This window comes from Candidatus Poriferisocius sp., from assembly GCF_965204145.1.
GTDB lineage: Bacteria > Actinomycetota > Acidimicrobiia > Acidimicrobiales > Bin134 > Poriferisocius.
Genome location: NZ_OZ241977.1, coordinates 2,403,769 through 2,423,790 on the forward strand (window position 1 = coordinate 2,403,769; position 20,022 = coordinate 2,423,790).

18 protein-coding genes and 1 pseudogene are annotated in these 20,022 nt (G+C 65.2%); 12 read left to right on the forward strand and 7 right to left on the reverse strand.

The features are described 5' to 3' along the window. Nucleotides 1–21: 21 nt before the first annotated feature. Nucleotides 22–852, reverse strand: a complete 831-nt coding sequence (locus ACOGI7_RS11105; protein WP_419848827.1) for an AAA family ATPase — start codon at nt 850–852, stop codon at nt 22–24. Between the two features lie 652 nt (nt 853–1,504). Between ACOGI7_RS11105 and ACOGI7_RS11110 the strand changes: the two genes are divergently transcribed. The 4 genes from ACOGI7_RS11110 (at nt 1,505) to ACOGI7_RS11125 (ending at nt 8,006) form a co-directional block, all read left to right on the forward strand. Continuing rightward, entirely contained in the window at nt 1,505–1,786 is a 282-nt protein-coding gene (locus ACOGI7_RS11110) for a hypothetical protein (protein WP_419848828.1), read from the forward strand. Between the two features lie 33 nt (nt 1,787–1,819). Further along, nucleotides 1,820–5,455, forward strand: a complete 3,636-nt coding sequence (gene drmA, locus ACOGI7_RS11115) for a DISARM system helicase DrmA (protein ID WP_419848829.1) — start codon at nt 1,820–1,822, stop codon at nt 5,453–5,455. Further along, complete coding sequence (gene drmB / locus ACOGI7_RS11120) at nt 5,452–7,341, forward strand: DrmB family protein (protein WP_419848830.1); 1,890 nt, start codon at nt 5,452–5,454, stop codon at nt 7,339–7,341. The genes drmA and drmB overlap by 4 nt, the downstream gene beginning before the upstream one ends. Before the next feature lie 68 nt (nt 7,342–7,409). After that, nucleotides 7,410–8,006 (forward strand): TMEM165/GDT1 family protein, encoded by a 597-nt coding sequence (locus ACOGI7_RS11125; protein ID WP_419848831.1) that lies wholly within the window; start codon nt 7,410–7,412, stop codon nt 8,004–8,006. Between the two features lie 80 nt (nt 8,007–8,086). On the opposite strand, the gene ACOGI7_RS11130 is transcribed toward ACOGI7_RS11125, so the two are convergent. Further along, nucleotides 8,087–8,518, reverse strand: a complete 432-nt coding sequence (locus tag ACOGI7_RS11130; protein WP_419848832.1) for a Zn-ribbon domain-containing OB-fold protein — start codon at nt 8,516–8,518, stop codon at nt 8,087–8,089. A 123-nt stretch (nt 8,519–8,641) separates the two neighbouring features. Here ACOGI7_RS11130 and ACOGI7_RS11135 point away from each other — a divergent pair, with 123 nt between their 5' ends. Then, nucleotides 8,642–9,898 carry an MFS transporter gene (locus tag ACOGI7_RS11135; protein WP_419848833.1) on the forward strand — a complete coding sequence of 419 codons (1,257 nt, stop codon included), beginning with the start codon at nt 8,642–8,644 and terminating at the stop codon, nt 9,896–9,898. A gap of 23 nt (nt 9,899–9,921) precedes the next feature. Here ACOGI7_RS11135 and ACOGI7_RS11140 read toward each other — a convergent pair whose 3' ends face one another. Next, the gene (locus ACOGI7_RS11140; RefSeq protein ID WP_419848834.1) at nt 9,922–11,091 is read right to left on the reverse strand and encodes a thiolase C-terminal domain-containing protein; all 1,170 of its coding nucleotides are present in this window, start codon (nt 11,089–11,091) and stop codon (nt 9,922–9,924) included. A gap of 38 nt (nt 11,092–11,129) precedes the next feature. Between ACOGI7_RS11140 and ACOGI7_RS11145 the strand changes: the two genes are divergently transcribed. Beyond that, nucleotides 11,130–11,924 carry a hypothetical protein gene (locus ACOGI7_RS11145; protein WP_419848835.1) on the forward strand — a complete coding sequence of 265 codons (795 nt, stop codon included), beginning with the start codon at nt 11,130–11,132 and terminating at the stop codon, nt 11,922–11,924. Nucleotides 11,925–11,929: 5 nt separating this feature from the next. On the opposite strand, the gene ACOGI7_RS11150 is transcribed toward ACOGI7_RS11145, so the two are convergent. From ACOGI7_RS11150 to rpmB, 4 genes are all read right to left on the reverse strand, one after another. Then, a complete protein-coding gene (locus tag ACOGI7_RS11150; RefSeq protein WP_419848836.1) occupies nt 11,930–13,240 on the reverse strand; it encodes a hypothetical protein in 1,311 nt (436 codons plus the stop codon). Nucleotides 13,241–13,680: 440 nt separating this feature from the next. Continuing rightward, nucleotides 13,681–14,412 (reverse strand): HDIG domain-containing metalloprotein, encoded by a 732-nt coding sequence (locus ACOGI7_RS11155; RefSeq protein ID WP_419848837.1) that lies wholly within the window; start codon nt 14,410–14,412, stop codon nt 13,681–13,683. Between the two features lie 44 nt (nt 14,413–14,456). After that, nucleotides 14,457–14,618, reverse strand: coding sequence for a 50S ribosomal protein L33 (rpmG, locus tag ACOGI7_RS11160; protein ID WP_419847506.1), 162 nt, complete (start codon nt 14,616–14,618; stop codon nt 14,457–14,459). A 64-nt stretch (nt 14,619–14,682) separates the two neighbouring features. After that, nucleotides 14,683–14,919: a 50S ribosomal protein L28 gene (rpmB, locus tag ACOGI7_RS11165; protein ID WP_419848838.1), complete on the reverse strand. Its 237-nt coding sequence runs from the start codon at nt 14,917–14,919 to the stop codon at nt 14,683–14,685. Between the two features lie 107 nt (nt 14,920–15,026). On the opposite strand from rpmB, the gene ACOGI7_RS11170 reads away from it, so the two are divergent. The 6 genes and pseudogenes from ACOGI7_RS11170 to ACOGI7_RS11195 all read left to right on the forward strand — a co-directional run bounded on the left by ACOGI7_RS11170 (nt 15,027) and on the right by ACOGI7_RS11195 (nt 20,019). Next, a complete protein-coding gene (locus tag ACOGI7_RS11170) occupies nt 15,027–16,049 on the forward strand; it encodes an LLM class F420-dependent oxidoreductase (RefSeq protein WP_419848839.1) in 1,023 nt (340 codons plus the stop codon). A 64-nt stretch (nt 16,050–16,113) separates the two neighbouring features. Then, nucleotides 16,114–16,704, forward strand: a pseudogene (locus ACOGI7_RS11175) (hypothetical protein); the annotation flags it as partial. Then, complete coding sequence (locus ACOGI7_RS11180) at nt 16,688–17,194, forward strand: hypothetical protein (protein WP_419848840.1); 507 nt, start codon at nt 16,688–16,690, stop codon at nt 17,192–17,194. The pseudogene ACOGI7_RS11175 and the gene ACOGI7_RS11180, both read left to right, overlap by 17 nt. Beyond that, on the forward strand, nt 17,191–18,273 hold the full coding sequence (locus tag ACOGI7_RS11185) for an HTTM domain-containing protein (protein WP_419848841.1): 1,083 nt from the start codon (nt 17,191–17,193) through the stop codon (nt 18,271–18,273). Before ACOGI7_RS11180 ends, ACOGI7_RS11185 begins: the two co-directional genes overlap by 4 nt. Then, nucleotides 18,270–19,454 (forward strand): hypothetical protein, encoded by a 1,185-nt coding sequence (locus ACOGI7_RS11190; RefSeq protein ID WP_419848842.1) that lies wholly within the window; start codon nt 18,270–18,272, stop codon nt 19,452–19,454. Before ACOGI7_RS11185 ends, ACOGI7_RS11190 begins: the two co-directional genes overlap by 4 nt. Before the next feature lie 13 nt (nt 19,455–19,467). Beyond that, nucleotides 19,468–20,019, forward strand: a complete 552-nt coding sequence (locus ACOGI7_RS11195) for a hypothetical protein (RefSeq protein ID WP_419848843.1) — start codon at nt 19,468–19,470, stop codon at nt 20,017–20,019. The last annotated feature ends 3 nt before the right edge of the window (nt 20,020–20,022 follow it).

A 20,022-nucleotide genomic window follows, 5' to 3' on the forward strand; every position in this document is an offset into this window, starting at 1 on the left:
TGAGAAGGAGAGGGCGAGGACTCATATCGCCTCACGCGCCCTTCGTATGGCGGCTCCAACCGTTGGGTGGCTCACGTCGAGGAGTCTGGCGATCTCGCGCTGCGTCATACCCAATGACTCGTGCGCGACCAAACAGAACGCGTCGCGGTCAAGATCGCTCGGATCAAATGCATCAAGAAGCCTCGCAGTGAGCTCTTCCCGGAGCGGCGCTCCATGGATGATTGCGTTTCTCGCCGCGTTGGTCACGGCGCGCTCGATATGTGAGCCAGTCGCGTCATGAGTCAGTGCGGCTGCTCCAACAAGTACATCCTCAGACAGAGGTTCGATCTGGCCGCTGAATGTTCGGAAGAGTTCAATGCGCTCCCGCGGGCCTGGCAGCGGAATGTCAATGATCCGGTCGAACCGGCGTTCTACGGCGCGGTCCAGAAGCTCGGGGTGATTGGTTGCTGCAACGAGCAAACAGTCATTCGGCCAGCGCTCCAACTCCAAGAGCAGTACGTTCACGATGCGCTTGAGCTCGCCAACGTCGGAGTCGTCGTCACGGCGCTTGGCCAGCGCGTCGAACTCATCGAGGAGCAGGACACACGGTTGCTCTTTCGCGAAGTCCAACACGCGGCGAAGGTTCCGGCCGGTGCTTCCCAGATAGCTCGAAACCACTCCAGCAAGATCGGCAACGATCAAGGGCAAGTCGAGCTGTTCGGCCAGCCAACTTGCGGCGTGTGTCTTTCCGACACCTGGAGGTCCGGTGATTAGCAGGGTGAGTGTGGGCATCACACCAGTCGCGATAAGTTCCTCCCGCGCCGACCACTCCTGAATTACCGCCTGAAGTTGGTCGTCGACATCTTCGGGCACAACAAGCACAGTCCCTGCCGGGGGTGGGCGGACATCGACCAAGTCAATGCGCGAGTCACGGTCTGCTGGAGGGCGTGATGCGCGTCGCGGAGCAAGTGCCCCCGTGTCCGCGATCGCGGCGGTCAGCTCATTGCAGAACCGATCGGGGTCACCGACCTCTGGGGGGATGGCGCGTAAGACCCGTGCCGCGAGCTGTCGCACACCGCTTACGTTGCCTCTAGCAGCAACGCTGCATATGTCCACGAGCGCCTGCTCAAGCCCACCCTCAAATTGGTAAGAAGTTCGTGATTTGGAAGACATCACTTACCACAATAACATAAATTCCTGGACAGATAGGGTTCCTCTGTGGCAATTATTTATTCTATAGATACCGAATCTTTCCATCTACCACCGATTGAGGCTCCACCAGCCTCATCGTCAGCGGCCAGCGACGATAAGTAAGTGAGCAGCAGCTCGAAATTGCTCTCTCGATGCGACGGTTGCAACCCACGGGGCACTTCGGTCATACCGATGACCCTTCGGTTGCGATCTATATTGGACCCTCTATGAACGTTCAACCCCTCGAGATCGTCGTGGTTCAGGACGCCGATGGCGCAGTGATCATCCATGCCATGCCAGCCCGGCGGAAGTTTCTGCAATGAAGGAGGAGCAGATGGACCAAGATCGCGAAGAGTGGCTCGCAGAGAAGCTGGCCGCGTTCGAGAAGTGGGCTGACGAGGTCGACCCGGCAGACCTCAAGCCCGCACCGTTGGAGTCGATGGGTGTGGTTGCAGCATGGACCAACCAACAGGAAGGGGTCAACGAAGCTCTGGCCCGAGCGGTTACCGATGCCCGCACGCGAGGGGTCACCTGGTCGCAGATCGGGGAGATGCTGGGGGTCTCAAAGCAGGCTGCCCGCCAAAAGTACGGCACCAGAGTCGCGGCTCAGTCCTAGTTGTAGGGCCGAATTCAATTGCCAGAGTCCCCGGTGAACGCCACCGCCCTGCCTGATTGGGCACAGCAGCCAGCGGCTATCCGCACCGAGTTGGTACGGCGAGTCAGCGCCGACCTCCGTGGCCCGCTGGACGGGGCAGACGAGATAATTCGCGGCTTCCAGCGGGAAGACGGCACTTGGGCGCCGCCCGGACGAGTGAATGACCGCTACTTGGTGGGAAAGCTGGCCCCACAGGGAACAGTGGCCCGCGATCCCGAACGCACCGACGACCCCGGCACTGGCGACGAGGACCCGGCCCGGGGCAGCCACGACGGCCGAGTGGCCCAGCGAGTGCTGGCCCAGTCCTCCATTGGGCTCACCGCGGTTGTGCCCGCCGACACGAATGAACTGTTAGCCCGATGTCGGTGGGGGCAGTACACGCGAGAGGAAGAACTTCGAGACGATGGCACCGCCGCCCGGGTGTGGCAGCGGTTGCCAATCGACCTCACGGTGTCGGTCTCCATGCAGGAGGGCAGTATCGACCCGATCCCCGTGAACGACGACGGGGTGGTGCTGCGGGGCCGGATCGCTCCTGCTGCCAACCGAGAACTGCTGCTGGTGACAGTGTTCTTGTGCAATGAGCAGGAACCCGTCCGCACTAACAAGGACGAGCGTTGGCTGTTTCAGGTCAGCCTCGACCTCACCGCTCCCGACAACTCGGCGGTGTTCTGCGGGCGGGAGGCTCTGCACGTGGCATCCGCGGTGCCGGAGGCCGAGCGGGAGGAGACCGCCCAGCTTGACATGGCCTATCGCCACGAGGTGGAGCTGGCTGTTGGCCACGGGGTGGGCGTCGGCTGGCACCGCGAGCCAGGTACCCGTAGAGGCACCCGTGTGGGAACGGCAACGCTGCCGCGCCACGAAGTAGGCCGCACAGAAGCCCCCGCCGCGCACAGCACGCCTCAGCTCTCTGGGCTCATTACCGACATGAAGACGCTGTCAGAACTGGATGTCGACGATTTGGCCAACGGACTCATGCCTCTGGCCGACGGCTATCGGGCTTGGCTGGACGACGAGATCAACCGAGCTGAGAACTTGGACGGCCACCATGATGCCGCCGCGGCAGCAATCGCCGAGGCGACAAGAGTGGCCGACGCCATCCGGGACGGAATCACGCTGCTGCAAGACAACCCCGACGCATTGGACGCATTCCGGTTCGCCAATCAGGCGATGTCGCGTCAACGAGTACACAGCGTGGCCGTTGGCGTGCGGCGCAATGACCTTGAATTGTCGCTGCGGGAGGCGCTAGCCGGCGCGGACATTCCGGCTAACCGGTCGTGGCGGCCCTTCCAGCTCGCATTCGTCTTGCTGTGCCTGCCTTCGCTCACCGACCCCGGCCATCCCGAGCGCAGCGGCGACACTGCGCTCGCCGATCTTCTCTTCTTCCCCACCGGAGGCGGCAAGACCGAGGCCTACCTGGGGCTGGTGGCCTACACCTTGGCCATCCGACGACTTCAGGGGGTGGTGGGCGAAGGGGAAGACGCAGTGGACGGACGCGACGGCGTGGCCGTGATTATGCGCTACACGCTTCGGCTGCTTACCGCCCAGCAGTTCCAGCGAGCCGCCACGCTGGTCTGCGCGGCTGAATTGCTGCGTCAACACCGAGCGGTGTCCGACAGCCGATACGAGGGTGTGCCGTTCCGTTTGGGCATGTGGGTGGGCGGCGGGGTCACGCCAAACCAGGATGGGGAAGCCAAGGAATGGGTAGAGGCACAGCGCAACCGGAGCAGGGGTTTTAGCGGTGCCGGTACCCCGCTCCAGCTCACCGAGTGCCCGTGGTGTGGCTACGCGCTCAGCGGTGGCCAAGACTGCCGCTACGACGAGCCCCACCAGCGCTTTCTGGTGTTCTGCGGTGATCCGGAATGCTCGTTCACCGCTAAGCAAGCACCGGGCGAGGGCATTCCGGTAGTGACCGTGGACACTCAGGTATACCGGCTGCTGCCCGCATTCGTGATCGCCACCATCGATAAGTTCGCACAGCTTCCCTGGAACGGGGCACTAGCCACTCTGTTCGGCCGAGTGGAGCAGCGATGCGAGCGTCACGGCTATCGCAACCCCGACCTCGACCAGCGCCACCGGAATCACTGGCAAGAAAGCAACAAGCACGTGGCCCGCGGGGAATTGCCCGCGGCGTCGACCGTCGATGTCTCACCCCGCTTGCGACCCCCGGACTTGATCCTCCAAGACGAGATGCACCTGGTGACAGGGCCGCTGGGCACGATGGCCGGGCTGTATGAGGCTGCAATCGACCGTTTGGCTACTTGGAAATACAAAGGCCAGCAGGTCCGACCCAAGGTGGTGGCGTCTACCGCCACCGTCCGGAGGGCCGGCCAACAAGCCTGGGCACTGTTTTGGCGGAAGCTGCGGGTGTTCCCACCTCCGGTGCTCGATGTCCGGCGGTCATTCTTCGCCGAGCAGATCGACCCCACCGATGAGGCACCGGGACGGCTGTATCTGGGCGTAATGGCCCACGGGGAGCGGCTCAAGCAGGTGGAGTTGCGAGTCTTCGCCTCGCTTATGGCCGCAGCCCAGGCCATGTACGAAGAACTGGACGATGAGGGTGAACGGGTGGATCCGTGGATGACCACCGTCGGTTACTTCAACGCCGTACGAGAACTGGCCGGAATGCGCCGAATGGCCGAAGACGAATTGCGGTCGAAGCTGCGGCGAACCCGATTTACCCCCGGCTTGGCTGATCGCACCCGGGTCATCTTGGAGGAGTTGACCTCTCGGGTTTCATCAGAGGACATCAAGCAAATCCTCCGCCGACTGTTCAACACGTTTGATCCCGGGCGGGAGGACGAAGAGTATGCCCAGCGCCCGCTCGACCTGTTGCTGGCTACCAACATGGTGTCGGTCGGCGTGGATGTGCCTCGGCTGGGCTCGATGGTGGTTGTGGGCCAGCCCAAGGCCACCGCCGAGTACATCCAGGCCACCTCTCGGGTTGGCCGCAGCGACGACGGCCCGGGCCTGGTCATAACCCTGTACAACTGGGCTCGGCCGCGAGACCTATCCCACTACGAGACATTTTCCCACTATCACGCCACCTTCTATCGCCATGTGGAGCCGCTGTCGGTGACCCCGTTCTCCGAGCGAGCCTTGGACAAAGGCCTGACCGGTGTGCTGGTGGCATCTATCCGTCAACACGACACGGTGTGGAACCCCAACGACACCGCCCGCTTACTCGAACCAAACGACCCCCGCATCTCCTCCCATGTCGCCGACTTGTCCGAGCGAGCCGAGGCAGTGGCCAATAGCCCAAGCGCCGGCGAGTTGGTACGGGTGATGGCCAGCCAGCGTCTCGGCGAGTGGGAGCGGGAGAAATCGCTTCGCCCGTACCTGGCTTATCAGGCTCGCCTCCGCGACGAAGTGTCGCTGCTGAAGGGGCCAGAGTCCGGCGGTTGGACCATGTGGACCTGCCCTAATTCACTGCGGGACACCGAGTCCCAGATCAATCTTCAAATCGAGACTGAAGACCCCACCTACGAGTCGATAAGCCAGCCGGAGATCATTCTCGGCCAGCCCGAGCCCACAGCTCTTCAAGTCCACAGCCCAGTGGCCGAAGATGATGAAGTAGACGAGTCGATAGCCGCGGCGCAGCCCTTCGACGAATCCGCCGAGGCATCCTTATGAGCCAAACCCGCTCATCGTCGGGACGTGCGCCGGAACCCACTCGGATCGGTGGCCTGCGTCCCTCCCAGATGATCCACACCTTCGGCCCCGGTGCTGTGGTGGATCTTCCCTCCATGTCTGTTGTGGTTGGTGGAATCGACGGCTGGAACATCCACGACACCGCCCTCATCGCCGAAGCCCGGTTGCTGGACAGCGTCCGATCGTTGCCGGGGTGCGCCCGAGTGAGCGAGTTGCGGAGCCCGCCGTGGATGGAGGAGTCGCCGAATCCCTATCAGCAGTGGGCATGGGTCGGGGTACCGGTTTTCCCGTTCCCCCGCTGGATGCGATGCACCGGGTGCAGCCGACTGGCCCCAGTGGACTATCGACTCTTCTCGCTGGAAGTAAACCGCTACCGGCCCGACCGCTCGTACTGGTACCACGACATGTGCCAGGGGCGCCGCCCCCATGTCGTGCCCACTCGGTTCATGGTGGCCTGCGCTAATGGGCATCTCGACGACTTCCCCTGGGTCGAATATGTCCATCAAGGCGGGTCGTGTCCTAACGGCCCACCTGTGTTGGAATTGCGGGAGGCCGGACAGGCCAACCGGGCCGCCGATGTGCGGGTTATCTGCAAGTCCTGCGGCGCCCAGCGGATGGCCCATGAGGCCTTCGGAGACCAAGCCTGGCGGAACCTCCCCCGATGCCGGGGCCGCCACCCCCACCTCCACCAGTTTGAGGACGGCTGCCAGGAGTCGCCCCGAGCGCTCTTGCTGGGCGCGTCCAACTCGTGGTTCTCAATTTCCCGCTCCGCACTCACCATTCCTACCGATGCCAGTCGAACCGACGAGATAGACCAAAAGGTAGAGGAGCGCTGGGACGATTTACTCGACATAGAAGAACGAGTAGTGCTCGACTACGTGTTCAACCGCCTCCGAGCGGGCCGAGGCGAGGAGCAGCGCCTCTGGCTGCTGGACTACGACCCCGACGACATCTGGGAGACCATTGAGCGTCGCCGCATTCGTATACCCGGCACCGAGGACAATGAGAACGAAGCCGAGGAGACAGACTTGCGGGGGCCGGAATGGCGCGCCTTCGCTAACCCGGAACCCTTGCAAACAGATGATTTCAAGGTTCGCCACCTTCCGGTACCCGAAGGGTTTGAGAACACCTTGGACACGCCTATAGCGGTAGACCGACTGCGGGAAGTGATCGCCTTGTGCGGATTTACCCGGATCGACGGCCCCGATGACGCTGGAGTGGCAACTCGCATTGCACCGCTGTGGACCGAGTCTCCGACATGGCTTCCGGCTGCTGAAACCAGGGGGGAAGGGCTGCTGATCCGATTATCTGAGCCGCAAGTTCAAGCCTGGGAAACCAGTTTTGAAAGGGATCCCCGCTACCAGCAGATTGTGGAGGCTCACCGGGGCTGGCGGACTCGTCGGGGGCTGGAACCCCAGCTAGCCGAGCCCCGGGCCCGCTTCCTACTACTGCACTCGCTGGCCCACATGCTGATCCACCAGGTTGCGCTGGACTGCGGCTACTCCACCGCCTCGCTCCGCGAACGGCTCTACAGCCGCACGCCCGACGAGGGCGACCCAATGGCCGGCGTGCTGCTGTACACCGCCTCCCCCGACAGCGAGGGCACTTTGGGCGGGCTGGTGGCACTAGCCGAACCCGACCGCCTGGCCTCCACTTTGCGCGACGCCCTCAACCGAGCCGGGCTCTGCTCCACCGACCCAATGTGCGCCGACCATCTAGCTGACGAAGCCCAAGACACCCTCCACCACGCCGCCTGCCACGCCTGTATGTTCGTCCCCGAGACATCCTGCGAACACGGCAACCGCTACCTCGACCGCGCCACCGTCGTCCCCACCCTCAGCACTCCGGATCTCGCATACTTCATATAGAGCGCGCTCAGATAGGTATCCCTAATGTTCGTGCCGTCTATGAGTCAAAGAACCGGGGGGGCCGATAGATGATCGACCTTCTCAGTGCATTCGGGATTGTCTTCGTCGCCGAACTGGGCGACAAGACTCAGCTCGCGGCCGCGGGATTCGCTACCCGTTTCCGCGCTGCACCGGTGGTGGTCGGTATGTGTGCCGGATACATCGTGGTAAGCACGATTTCCGCTCTGATCGGCGGGGCGGCGGGTAATGCGCTGCCCACCCGTGGAATTAATCTGGCGGCCGGGATTCTGTTCATCGTGGTTGGGGCATTCGGGATTTGGTCGGCAGGACGCACCGATGACTCCCCGGCTGCCCAGTCATCGCACGACGGAGAATCCGAGAGGAAGGGGCGATTCGCGACCCTCAGCGTCGCCGCCACCGTGGCCAGCGCCATCATTGTGGCCGAGTTGGGGGACAAGACGATGTTGGCCACCATTGCACTGGCTGCTCGAAGTGATGCCCTGATGGTGTGGATCGGGGCCACGCTCGGGATCAGCGCGGCGGGGTTGCTCGGTGTGGCACTGGGCCGAGTACTCGCTCGCAAGCTGGACAGTGCGGTGATTCGCCGGGTGGGCGGACTCATCTTCGTTGTGGCTGGCATAACGGTTCTCGTTGCCGGGGTTTGATCACCCCGAAGAATCGGAAAGCCAGCGCCCTCTTGGAACTGACGCTCAGGCTTGATGGCTAGCTGATAGCCCCCGGCGGATCAGGCGGGGTGCCAGGCGAGAAGGGTGAAGGGGCCTTCGTCGTCAATGTGATCTTCGAAGGCCACTTCGATGGGCTGGCCGGCGACGGGCTCGGCGTCGCCTTGCCAGGTGGCGGGCAGGCACAGGTCGTCTTGTTCGTCGAGGCGGCCCAGCACCACGGTGTAGGGGGAGGCGAATCCAGGGAGGAAGGCGTGATGGTTCACCACCCAGCTCTCCACCGTGGCCCGACCTGACAGCGGCGTCCACGTGTACTCGAAGGAGCCGCAGCGCCCGCACATCGACCGAGCCGGCCACCGCCACGCCCCGCACCGGTCGCAGCGCTGCAATTCGAAGCGGTGCTGGTTGACTCGCTCCCACCACGGTGCCGAGTCCCGCTCGGGGTAGGGCCGGGGCTTGGGGGCCCGGTCGGCCGGGCGGTCAACGGCGGTCATCGTTCCCAGACTGCCACAGTCCCGACCTAGAGTGGGCCGAGCCCAGCCAAGATCGCTGGACACCGAAAGAACCTGAACAGACCAGTTGCCCCGACATGACGGTAGAGCGATGACGGCAAAGCCATGACGGCAGAGCGAACAGTGGCCTATCGGCGGGCATCCCGGACGCTGATGGCCTCGGTGATCCCCACCTCCGCGGCCATGGCCTCGGGATTCGCGGCCGCCGCGGTCTTGGCCAAAGAGATCACCGGCAGCGAGACGCTGGCCACCGTGGCGGCCGCCATGATGCAGGTGGGCAGCGTCTCGGCGACGGTGCCCCTGGCTCGCCGAATGGCCCGGCTCGGTCGGCGTCGAGGTCTGGTCGCGGGGTGGTCTATCGGCACAGCGGGGGCCACCCTCGCCTTCTTGGCCGCGGTAGCCGACATCTATCCGCTGCTGATCGTGGGCATTTGCGGCATCGGTGCGGGCAATGCCACCAATTTGGCGGCCCGATTCGCATCCGCTGACTTGGCCTCTGAAGACCGCAAAGCCCGGGCAATCGGGATGCTGGTGTGGGCCACAACCTTTGGGGCGGCACTGGGGCCGACAATCGCGCTGGACCAGGCGGCGGACATCGCCCAGTACATGGGGCTTCCCGAATTGTCCGGCCCCTACCTGCTCGGCATGATTCTCTTCGTCATCGGGCTCACGGTCACCCACACATGGCTGCGCCCCGACCCACTGGAAGTGCTGGGCACAATAGGCGAGGCTGCCGCACGACCGGCATCACTGCGGGTGGTGGGACGTCGAATCGCCGCTTCGCCCGCCGCCCGACTAGCGGTGATCGCCATGCTCACCGGCCAAGCGGTGATGGTGGGGGTTATGACCATAACCCCGCTGCACATGGACAACGGCGATCACGAATTCAGAGTGATCGGCTGGGTGATCTCCGTACACGTCATCGGAATGTTCGCCTTCTCGCCCATCGTGGGCTGGCTCGTCGACCGCATCGGCCCCTATTTGATGGTGGCACTAGGCGGGGTGATCCTGTGCATCGGCGCGGAGACCGCGGCCCACAACAGCGCCGAGGACAGTGCCGGGATGTTCGCCGGCCTCCTGCTGGTGGGCTTGGGCTGGAGTTTCGGGCTGATCGCGGGGAGCGCGCTGCTCACCTCGGCGTTCCCGGTGGCCCAGCGGGTGGAAATGCAGGGAGGCGCCGACCTGTTGATGACCGGTGGCGGAGCGGTCGCCGGTTTGTCCTCGGGGGTGATCATGGAGCACTTCGGCTTTCACTCGTTCAGCCACTACGCCGGGCTAGCCGCCTTGCTGTTGGTGGCCGCCGCGGCGACCGCCTGGTACACCGCCCGCCAGGAGCGAGCCGAGCCGGTTCCCACTGGGTAGCCGACGACCTTGCTGGCAGTCAATCAGCTATCGCGGCGCAGGATGATGGCCGAGGAATTGCCGGCCACGTAGCCGGGCTGGCCGGTGGACAGGGCCAACTCGGCACCGGGGACTTGGAAGCGCCCGGCGGTGCCTCTCACTTGGCGCACGGCCTCGTGCAGGTTGTTGAGGCCGTGGACGTAGCCCTCCGACAAGAACCCGCCGTGGGTGTTCACCGGGACCCGTCCTCCAGGGGCGGTTCCCCCGTCGGAGATGAAAGCGGCCGCCTCCCCCTTGGGGGCGAACCCGTAGTCCTCCACCTGCACCAGCACGAGATGGGTGAAGGCGTCGTACAGCGAGGCGTACTGGATGTCGTCGGGGCCGACCCCGGCCATCTCGTACAGCCGACGGGCCATTTTCGCCGCGACAGAGGTGGTCCAGTCGGCCTGCACCCGATTGCTGTGCATCATATGGCCGCCGCCCCAGGTCATACCCGAGATCAGCACCGGGGTCTGGCGCAGGTCTCGAGCCCGTTCGGCGGTGGTGATCACCACTGCGGCAGCCGCGTCGGTCTCCAAACAGCAGTCGAACAGCCGGAACGGCTCTACGATCCAGCGGGAGGCGAAGTAGTCGTCCATGGTCATGGGGGCTCGCATCATGGCCCGCTCGTTGTGGACAGCGTTGGCCCGCTGTTGGACGGCGATGCGCCCAAGATCTTCCGAGGTGGTGCCCCAACGGGCCATGTGGGAGCGGGCGAACATGGCATACCACTGCGGGGGGGTCACCCAGCCGATGGGATGCTGGTACTGGGTTTCCACGATGGCCGGGGGCGGGCGCCCGGTGCCGCCCATGCGGTGCTCGGAGCGGGCGTTGATCGATCGCCACACCACGATGTGGCGGGCATGGCCCAAAGCGGCGGCGTTGGCGGCATGGCCCACCACCGAGTGTGAGGTGGAGCCGCCGCCGAACTGGTCGCAGTACCACGACAGGTCGTCCACTCCCAGGCACTGGGCCACGATGGAGGCGGTGATGGAGTCCTGCACCTGGTGGCAGGCCACCCCGTCGATGTCCTCCCGGCGCAACCCGGCGTCCTCGATGGCGGCCATGATCGCCCGCAACGCCAGCGTGAGGGTGCTCACCCCCGAGTTCTTGGACAGCTCGGTGATGCCGATGCCCGCGATGGCGGCCTTGTCGCGGAAGGGGTGTTGGCTCACTGTGACGACACTAGAGCGCAGCGGCTATGTTCAGCGGCGTGAACGACTATCCCATCCACGTTGGCAGCATGCTCTTCACTCTGGTGGACCCCAACCCGGGCCACGAGAAGGAGTACAACCGCTGGTACGAGCGAGACCATTTCTACGCCGGGTGCATGATCGGGCCCTGGATGTTCGCCGGGTCCCGCTGGGTGGCCCCCCGGGCACTCAAGGATCTGCGCCTCACCGACGGCAGCGGCGAGGTGTCGCAAGCCGGCCAAGGCTCGTTCCTGGCGGTGTACTGGGTGCTTGACGGCCACGATGAGGAGCATTGGCAGTGGGCCAGCGACCAGGTCCACTGGCTGTACACCAACGACCGGGGATTTGCCGAGCGCACCCACCGCCACACCATTTTGGCCGACGTCGCCTGGGCCGCCTACCGCGACGACGACCCGGTGCCCCTCGAGCTGGCCCTCGACCACGGCTACGCCGGCATCGGGGTGGTGGCCATGGACCGGGCCGACGGGGTGAGCGAAGACGAGTTGCACGCCTTCTTGCGCGACAAGGCCATGCCCGAGATGATGGCCGGCTCGCCGGTGGCCATCGGCTCCACCTGGAAACCCCGTCAACGCGACGACATCACCTCGAACTCGCCCATGGACCTCGGCTCGGGCACTGGCACCGAGGCCCGAACCCTTCAGATCTTCTTCAGCGAGAAGCAGCCCGACGGCTGCTGGGATGCCTTCCGGTCGTACGTGGACGCGGTGAACGGCTCAGGTCTGGCCAACGTGTGCTGGGCGGGCCCCTTCTACAAGACGGTGGTGGGCACCGACACCTACGTCGACCAGCTCTAGCTGCCCTACTGGAACGAGACGAACACCGGGCTCGGGGTAACTATCAGCACTTGCTCCGGGTTGGCGGTGGGGATGTCCTCGTCGTAGAAGTTCTTCCAACCCCAGTAGAACTGGTCGGCATCGGGCTGGCGGGTCAGCAAGTTCCAAGTGTTGTACTTGTCGCGAAGCGGACCCTGGCCGTCCATATGGACTAACACCGCTAGTTCCGACGGAGTCTCAACCTGATGGCGGTTGGTAATCATCTGCAACCGGAACTGGTGAAGGATCAGCAGTTTCTGGGGAAGGGCTTCCTCACGGACGATCCCGGCCAGCCACTCGACGACCTCGTTGATCTCGGCTGCGTCCACCGTGCCTATCTGGCGCAAGTGGACTTCGTCGGGCTTGAGCCTCCACTCGGGATCCAGCGCAAGCCCGACATGGGGAAGGCGCAGGAACTCCTCATAAATCCTGGCCTGCGTGAGGTAGTCGGTTCGCCCCGGCTGTAGATCCAGCACTACGTACACGTCGTTGGCGGCCGCTAGCTCGATCCAGGGCCTGATCTCATCGCGGGTGGTCTCAGCCGAATAGTCCCCGTCCTCGCCAGCGCCGGCTGAGGCAACGGTGGCGATGATCTCGAAGGTGGGCAACACCACTGAGCCGTCCGCGTCGTAGCCCTCGGCGATGGATCGGAGGCGCTCAATGCCATCCTCGGGGCCCTGCTCTCCCAGCACTCCAAGCCCTGGCCCCGACGGATGGCCGTACATAGCCACCAAGCGGCGGCTGAAGCCGGCATCAAACAGGAGCAGGCCGCCGCCGGGCAGTTCATCGCCACGGCGGACCACATTCAATTGCCAGGCCGTGTCCTCTCCAAAGTCTGAGAGCAGTTCTACCTGGGAAGCGCTGGAGATCGTCCGCCGGGTCTCTGGGGACAAGGCTCGAAGATCGCCCGACACAGCAAACACCCCAACACCGATTTGGTGGCCGAGGGCGGCCAATGGCGCGGTTTGCTCAGCACTGTCGACAAGCCACACACTGCCATAGGACAATCCAGTGGGCGAAAAGGTCGCCTGCTGACTGACAGCGATCTGCTCGAAGGCGAAGTCGGCCAGGGCATACCGAAGAACCTGAGCGTCGAATCCGGCCGTCACGATGCGCTCTGGAGCGAGACGCCCAAGCTCACCCATCAATGGGATGTCAAACCAAGGATCAACCAGCAGCAACGGGCCTCGAATCCCACGGGACATCAGCGTGGTGATCGCCGCGTGATCCTCGGCGAACGCCAGTCCGACTTCGTGAGCGCAGCCATACAGAGCCTTCGATATCTCAATACTGGTCACCGCAAGAGACGTGTGGGATATCTGAAGATCATCCGGGACCAAAGGAGAACAATCGCGCTCGGGCTGGGCAGTTTCTGTGGGTTCAGGGGCCGCGGTGGGTTCGGGGACCGCGGTCGGCTCAGGGGCCGCGGTCGGTTCGAGCACTGCGGTCGGTTCAGGGGCCGCGGTGGGTTCGGGAACTGCGGTGGGTGTTGGGATCTCCGGCGTTGGTGCGACCGCGCTGTCGATTGCGGTGGGAGCAGGACTCAGAAGGGGGGGATCAAGGGTCTCAACGGTGTCGGGCGGGGACGATACCGGTGGAACCGTTTCACCGGAGGAGCAGGACGACACCAGCAGCAAGACCGCTATGAGGACAACGAATCGACAGGGCAATTTGCAACTCCCGGTGGGAGGCTAGCCCGACCACCACCTGCATTGGTGTCAGTGTCTGACCTGGGCTTTTACCCCTGCTCAGCCCACCAGGCGTCGAGTCGGGCCTCGGTGGCGGCCCGGTCTAGGTCGGGCTCGGCCCGCTTCAGCTCCAACAGGAACTTGAGCGCCGCGCCCACCTCGGGACCGGGGCCGATGCCGTAGCGCTCCATAACCTCGTTGCCGTCGATCAGCGGCCGCTCGGCCGCCCGGCGCTCTTCTTCGGCCAAGCGGGCGATTCGGGCCTCCAGGTGGTCCACATGGTGTTGGAGATCGGCGGCCTTCTGGACGTTCCTAGTGGTGCAGTCGGCCCTCACCAGCTCGTTCAAATAGCCCAGCAACGGCCCAGCCTCTCGGGCGTAGCGGCGCACGGCCGCGTCGCTCCAGCCGTCGGCGTAGCCCTTGAACCGGCCCGACAAACGCACCAGTTCGCTCACGTCGTCCACCACCTGCTTGGAATAGCCCAGCTCGGTGAGCCGCTTGCGGGTCATACGAGCCCCCACCGCCTCGTGGTGGTAGAAGGTGACCGTCCCCCGCTCATAAGAGCGGGTGCGGGGCTTGCCCACGTCGTGGAACAGCGTGGCCAGCCGCAGAACCAGATCAGCCCGGGTCTTGGCCACAACCGCGATGGTGTGGGCCAGCACGTCCTTGTGGCGGTGGATCGGGTCTTGCTCCAAACGAAGCGCGGGAAGTTCGGGAACGATCTCGTCGGCGAGGCCGGAGTCAACCAGATGCCACAGCGGCGGGGCAGGGTCTTCGGCCAACAGTGCGGCCGTCAGGAGCTCCCTGCGCTCGGCGACGTTGGTGGCTACCGCTCCTCCTTGAACACAACGTGCTTGCGAGCCACCGGGTCGTACTTCTTCAGTTCGATCCGCTCCCGGTCGTTGATGCGGTTCTTGGTGGTCACGTAGGTGTAGCCGGTGCCCGCAGTGGACTTCAGCTTGATGATGGGGCGCTTGTCACTAGCCATGGAAATCAGACTCTCTCCGGATTCGACTGTGGCAATTGGCCGCTTCTTTGGATAGCCATCGCAATCAGAACTTCTCCCCGCGCTGGCGCATTTGGGCCACCACTTTGTCGATGCCGTGCTTGTTGATGGTCTTGAGGCCTTTTGCCGACACGTTGAGGGTGATCCACTGCTTCTCCGACGGCACCCAGAAACGGTGCTTGTGGACGTTCGGGTTCCACCGGCGCCGCGTCTTGCGGTGCGAGTGGGACACGTTATTGCCGAACGACGGGCGACGACCGGTCACCTGGCAGACCTTGGACATAGGGAACCATGTTACCGGCCCCGCCACCGGCACCGGCAAGCGGATAGCCGCAGACGCGCCCAATCTCGACAACAATCTCCATTAGCAGGCGGGATAGGGTCGCCGCCATGAAACTCGGACTGGTCTGGGGATATTGGAGCCGCGGGATGCCCGAGGGCTTCGTGCCGCTCACCCAGGAGGCAGAGCGGCTGGGCTACGACTCGGTTTGGACGGCGGAGTCGTGGGGCTCCGACGCCTTCTCTCCGCTGGTGTGGCTGGCGGCCCACACCGAGCGCATTCGTTTGGGCACCGGAATCGTGCAACTTGCCGCCCGAACTCCCACCGCCACCGCCATGCACGCGGTGACCGCCGATCACCTGTCCAACCAGCGCCTCATTCTGGGGTTGGGTGTATCCGGCCCCCAGGTGGTGGAGGGGTGGTACGGCCAGCCCGGAAACCGCCCGCTGGCCCGCACCCGGGAGTACGTGGAGATCCTGCGGCGGGTGTTCGCCCGAGACGGGTACCTCACCTTCGAGGGCGACTACTACAACCACCCTTATAAGGGCGAGGGCGACACCGGCCTGGGCAAGCCGCTCAAGATCATGACCCATCCCCCCCGGGCCGACATCCCCATCTTCATCGGCGCCGAGGGCCCCAAGAACATCGCCCAGACGGTGGAGATCGCCGACGGCTGGCTGCCGCTGTACTACTCCCCGTTCCGCCCTGAGGTGTACGCCGAGTCGATCGCCGGGCGCTCCGACGACTTCGAGATCACCGTCCACACCACCATCAAGGTCACCGGCGACTCAGACGAGGAGTTGGCCGAGGCGCTGTTTCCCACCAAGGCCTCCCTGGGCTTCTACATCGGGGGGATGGGGGCCAAAGGCCAGAACTACCACACCAAGCTCATGGCCCGGATGGGCTTCGAGGAGGAGGCCTACCACATCCAAGACCTGTTCTTCGAAGGCCGCCGGGAGGAGGCCATCGCCGCGGTGCCCGATCAGTTCGCCGATGAGATCTCGCTGGTGGGATCGCCGGAGCGGATACGCGACCGGCTGGCCGCCTGGGAGGAGAGCCCGATCACCGGCATCAACGTGGGCGCCCGAAGCGCTGAGGAACTGCGCACAATCGCCGAGGTCATCCTGGGTTAGGGATAATGAACTCATGAGCGAACCTATCACTTTCTATTTCGACCCGCTTTGACCATGGTGCTGGCAGACAGCCCGTTGGGTTCGTCAGATCGAAGACGCCGGTGAGGTGAGCGTCACCTGGGGATTGTTCTCGTTGGCCATCGTCAACTGGGACAAGCCCATGGACGAGTTCGACCCCGACCGGGGCGTGGGGGTGCGCTCGCTGCGCACTGCGGTGAAGGCCCGCGAGATGGGCGGCAACGACGGCATCGGCGCCTACTACCAGGCCATCGGCCGGCGGGCGTTCGACTTGGTGGAGTCGGTGGACGAGCTCGACACCATCCGAGCCGCCGCAGTGGACGCCGGTTTCGACGCCAGCCTGGTGGACGACGCCCTAGCCGACGACAGCACCTGGGAGACGCTGAAGTCCGAGCACACCATCTTGTGCGACGAGACCCGCAGCTTCGGCGTGCCCACCATCCGCCTGGACGGCGGCCAAGGCCCGGCGCTGTTTGGCCCGGTGATCAGCAACCCGCCCGAGTCCACCGAGGAGGCGGTGGAGCTGTGGCGCCACGTGCGCTGGCTCACCGCCTACGACAACTTCGCCGAACTCAAGCGCGACCGCCTGCCGCCCGATCTGGAGGCCTACAAGCGAAGGTATGGCGACGACGGCTGACGCTGTCGCCGAATCGACTGCCCCTCAATCCGGGGCGCATCGGCCCCTGTGGCGTCGGCGGGGGGCCAGGTGGTTTGCCGCCGCGGTGGTGGTCGCTCAGCTCGCGCTGGTGGCCAACGGCTACCGCGACCCGCACAACTACTTCGCCTTCCAGCCGTTCAATGAGTCGAGCACCTATGCGGTGGAGCTGGTGCGGGTGTTGGACGACGGCCAGCGAGTGGCGGTGCCCAACGGCCGCTGGGAGGGCTACGACTGGAACGAGCTGATCGATTGGGGGCCGCTGCGGTCCCCGTGGCGCCAGCGCCACGCCTTCTCCGGGGTGGACGCGGTGGTGGACTTCTTGGACCACGCCCTGGACTGGATGGCCGACAACACCCCCGGCGACACCGAAACCCGTTATTGGGAGGCCACCGTCACCTACTACCGCAATGCCCGCGGCCCCCACGTCACGGTGATCCGCAGCCACGACCGGGAAGTGGGCGACCCATGACGGCCACGGCTTCTTCGGCTTCGGCCACCGCCCACTGGAGGGACCGGTTCCACCGGTGGTTGAGCGAGGTGTTCGACGAACCGGCCAGCGTGCGGGGCGCAGCCGTGCTGCGCATCGTGCTGGGTCCGTGCGTGATCTGGCACCTGCGGCCGTTTCTGGCCGACGCTCTGGATGGCATCACCTACCACGACCGCTTCCAGCAGCCGTGGTGGGCGTGGTATCCCAATGCGCCCGAAGGGCTGTACGTAGCGCTGCTGTGGATCGGGGTGGCTGCCGCCGTGCTGATGACCGTGGGCTGGTGGTCGCGCATCGCCACCGGGGCTGCCTTCGCGGTGGTGGCCTACAACCTCTTCTTGTCGCAGACCCACTTCCACCACAACCGGGCGTTCCTGGTGATCCTTTTGGCCGGGGTGGCCCTGTGCGACAACGGCCGGGCGATGTCGCTGGACGCCCTTCGCCGACCTCCGCCCGATGACCGAGCCTTGGTGTGGCCGATATGGCTGCTTCGGTTCGAGGCGGCGGTCGTCTACTTCGCCTCGGGGTTCTCCAAGCTGATCGACCCCGACTGGGTGGGCGGCCGGGTACTCCACGACCGCTCTGTCCGATACCAGAACGATGTGCGCGACGCTTTGGGCGACACGCTGGCCGATCCGGTGCTGGAGGTGGTGACCACCCGGGCGTTCCACTGGGTGCTGTCTCCCGCCGCGGTAGCCACCGAGCTGTTCATCGCCTTCGGTCTGTGGTTCCGCCGCACCCGCCTGGTGGCGATATGGGTGGCGGTGGCCTTCCACGTGGGCATTGAGGTGACCTCCCACGTGCAGGTGTTCAGCGTGATCGCCATCGGCGCTTTGGCCCTGTGGGCGGTACCGTCCACCCGCGACCGCACCCTGGTCACCCCCAGCCGCTGGGTGGGGTGGCTGGACTGGATGGCCCGGTTCGACATCACCGTGGCACCGGGGGCATCGTGGTGCATGGTGAATCGCGACGGCACGGTGCTGGAGGGGCGAGAGGCCCGCCGGTTCGTGCGGACCCGACTGCCGGCCACCTTCCTGTTCTCCCGGTTCTGGCGGTATCCGTGAGCACGCTGTCGTCGTTGCGGCGGCTCTCGTCTAGTCGAGCCTCGCGTCGGCTCATCGCCTGGGCGGTGGCATGGGTGGTGATCGCCGGGCTCCTGCGGATCACGTTGGCCGCACCCGAGGTGTGCCCGGCGTATGACCCCGGCGACGGACAAACCGCCATCGACGCCGGAGCCGACTGGATCGTCCGCACCCAGGAACCCAGCGGGCGATACCTGTACGAGTACGACCGGCGCACCGAGTCGGCGGTGCCGGGCTACAACCTGGTCCGCCACGCCGGGGGCACCATGTCGCTCTACCAGCTGGCCATCGCGCAACAGGGCCAAAACCACCAGATAGTAGAGGCCGCTGACCGGGGCATGAACTACCTGTTGGAGCGGGCGGTGGACACCGACAATGGGGGTATGGGGCCAGCGCTGTCGCCCCGAGGGCCGGTGAAGACGGGGACGGCATCGCTGACGCTGGTCTCACTGGCCCATCGGCGCATCCTCACCGGCGACCCGCGATACGACGGCGAGATGCGGGCGCTGGGCCGGTTCCTGATGGGCCAGCAGCTTCCCGACGGCGGGATGCTCAACTTCTGGGATCCCAAGACGGGCGCACCGGTGCCCGGAGAGCGGTCCCGGTTCGCCACCGGGGAGGCCGCCTGGGGCCTGGCCCTGATGCACGAGGCCTTCCCCGGCGAGGGCTGGGATGCCCCGGTGTGGGCCATCATGGACTACCTGTCCACCGAGCGCGACGAGCTGGAAGAGCTGTGGCCCCCGCCCTGGCCCGACCAATGGGCGGCCTACACCCTGGGCGAGATGGCCGAGTGGGGCTTGGAGGACCATCACCTGGAATATGCCCAGCGTTTGGCCGGGCGATTCGGGCAGATGATTCGCTGGGACGCTCAGCGGGAGGGCGTGGCCGAGCTGTCCCACCTGCCCATGCCCCGCGGCGGCGGCTACGGGACCATTCTGGAGGGCCTGGGCGCGCTGGAATGGCTATGGCTCAACGAGCCCCGCCTCGCCGACGCTCCGCTGCGGGATCGGCTGGAGTGCGGGGCAGCCCGCCTGGCCGAAGCCCAGGATGCCGACGGCGCTTGGTACTACGACGACCTAACCAGGGTGGACGACCAGCAACACGCCGTCTCCGGCATATTGATGGCCGATGTCAGTTTCAACCTCGGAGGAAACAAGCCATGAAAGCAGGAACACCATGAGCGGACTCGGACCAGTGATGTTGATGGTGCTGGCCGCGGCCAACCCGGCCGCGGGCGCGCTGAGCGTGGCCTGGCGGCCATCGAATAGGGATCAGTGGCGCCCCCGGGTGGTGCTGGCCGTCGCCGCCCCGGTAGCCGCATTATGGGTGATCGCCGCCCTGGCCGACCCCATCCTCGACGGCCTGTCGGTGACCACCGGCACCTGGCGTTTGGCCACCGCCGTGCCCTTCGCAGTGGCCGGACTCCGCTGGATGTTATGGCCCGCCCGCCCCATCCATGACGAACCCCGAGCCGGTACCCAAGTAGCGCTCATCGCCCTCACCGTCCTGTTCACCCCCCAGCTAGTAGCCGTCGTCCTAGCCACCGCCGCCCACGACGGCACCCTGCGCACCATGGCCGGCGTAGTCCTAGCCGCCGCCCTCACCGCCACCCTCCTATGGTTCCGCGCCACCCCCACCCCCCTGCTATCAGTGATCGCCCGCCTCCTAGGCGGCATCGCCATAGTCCTAGCCATAGCCCTAGGAGTAGACGGCACCCAAACCCTCTGAGCG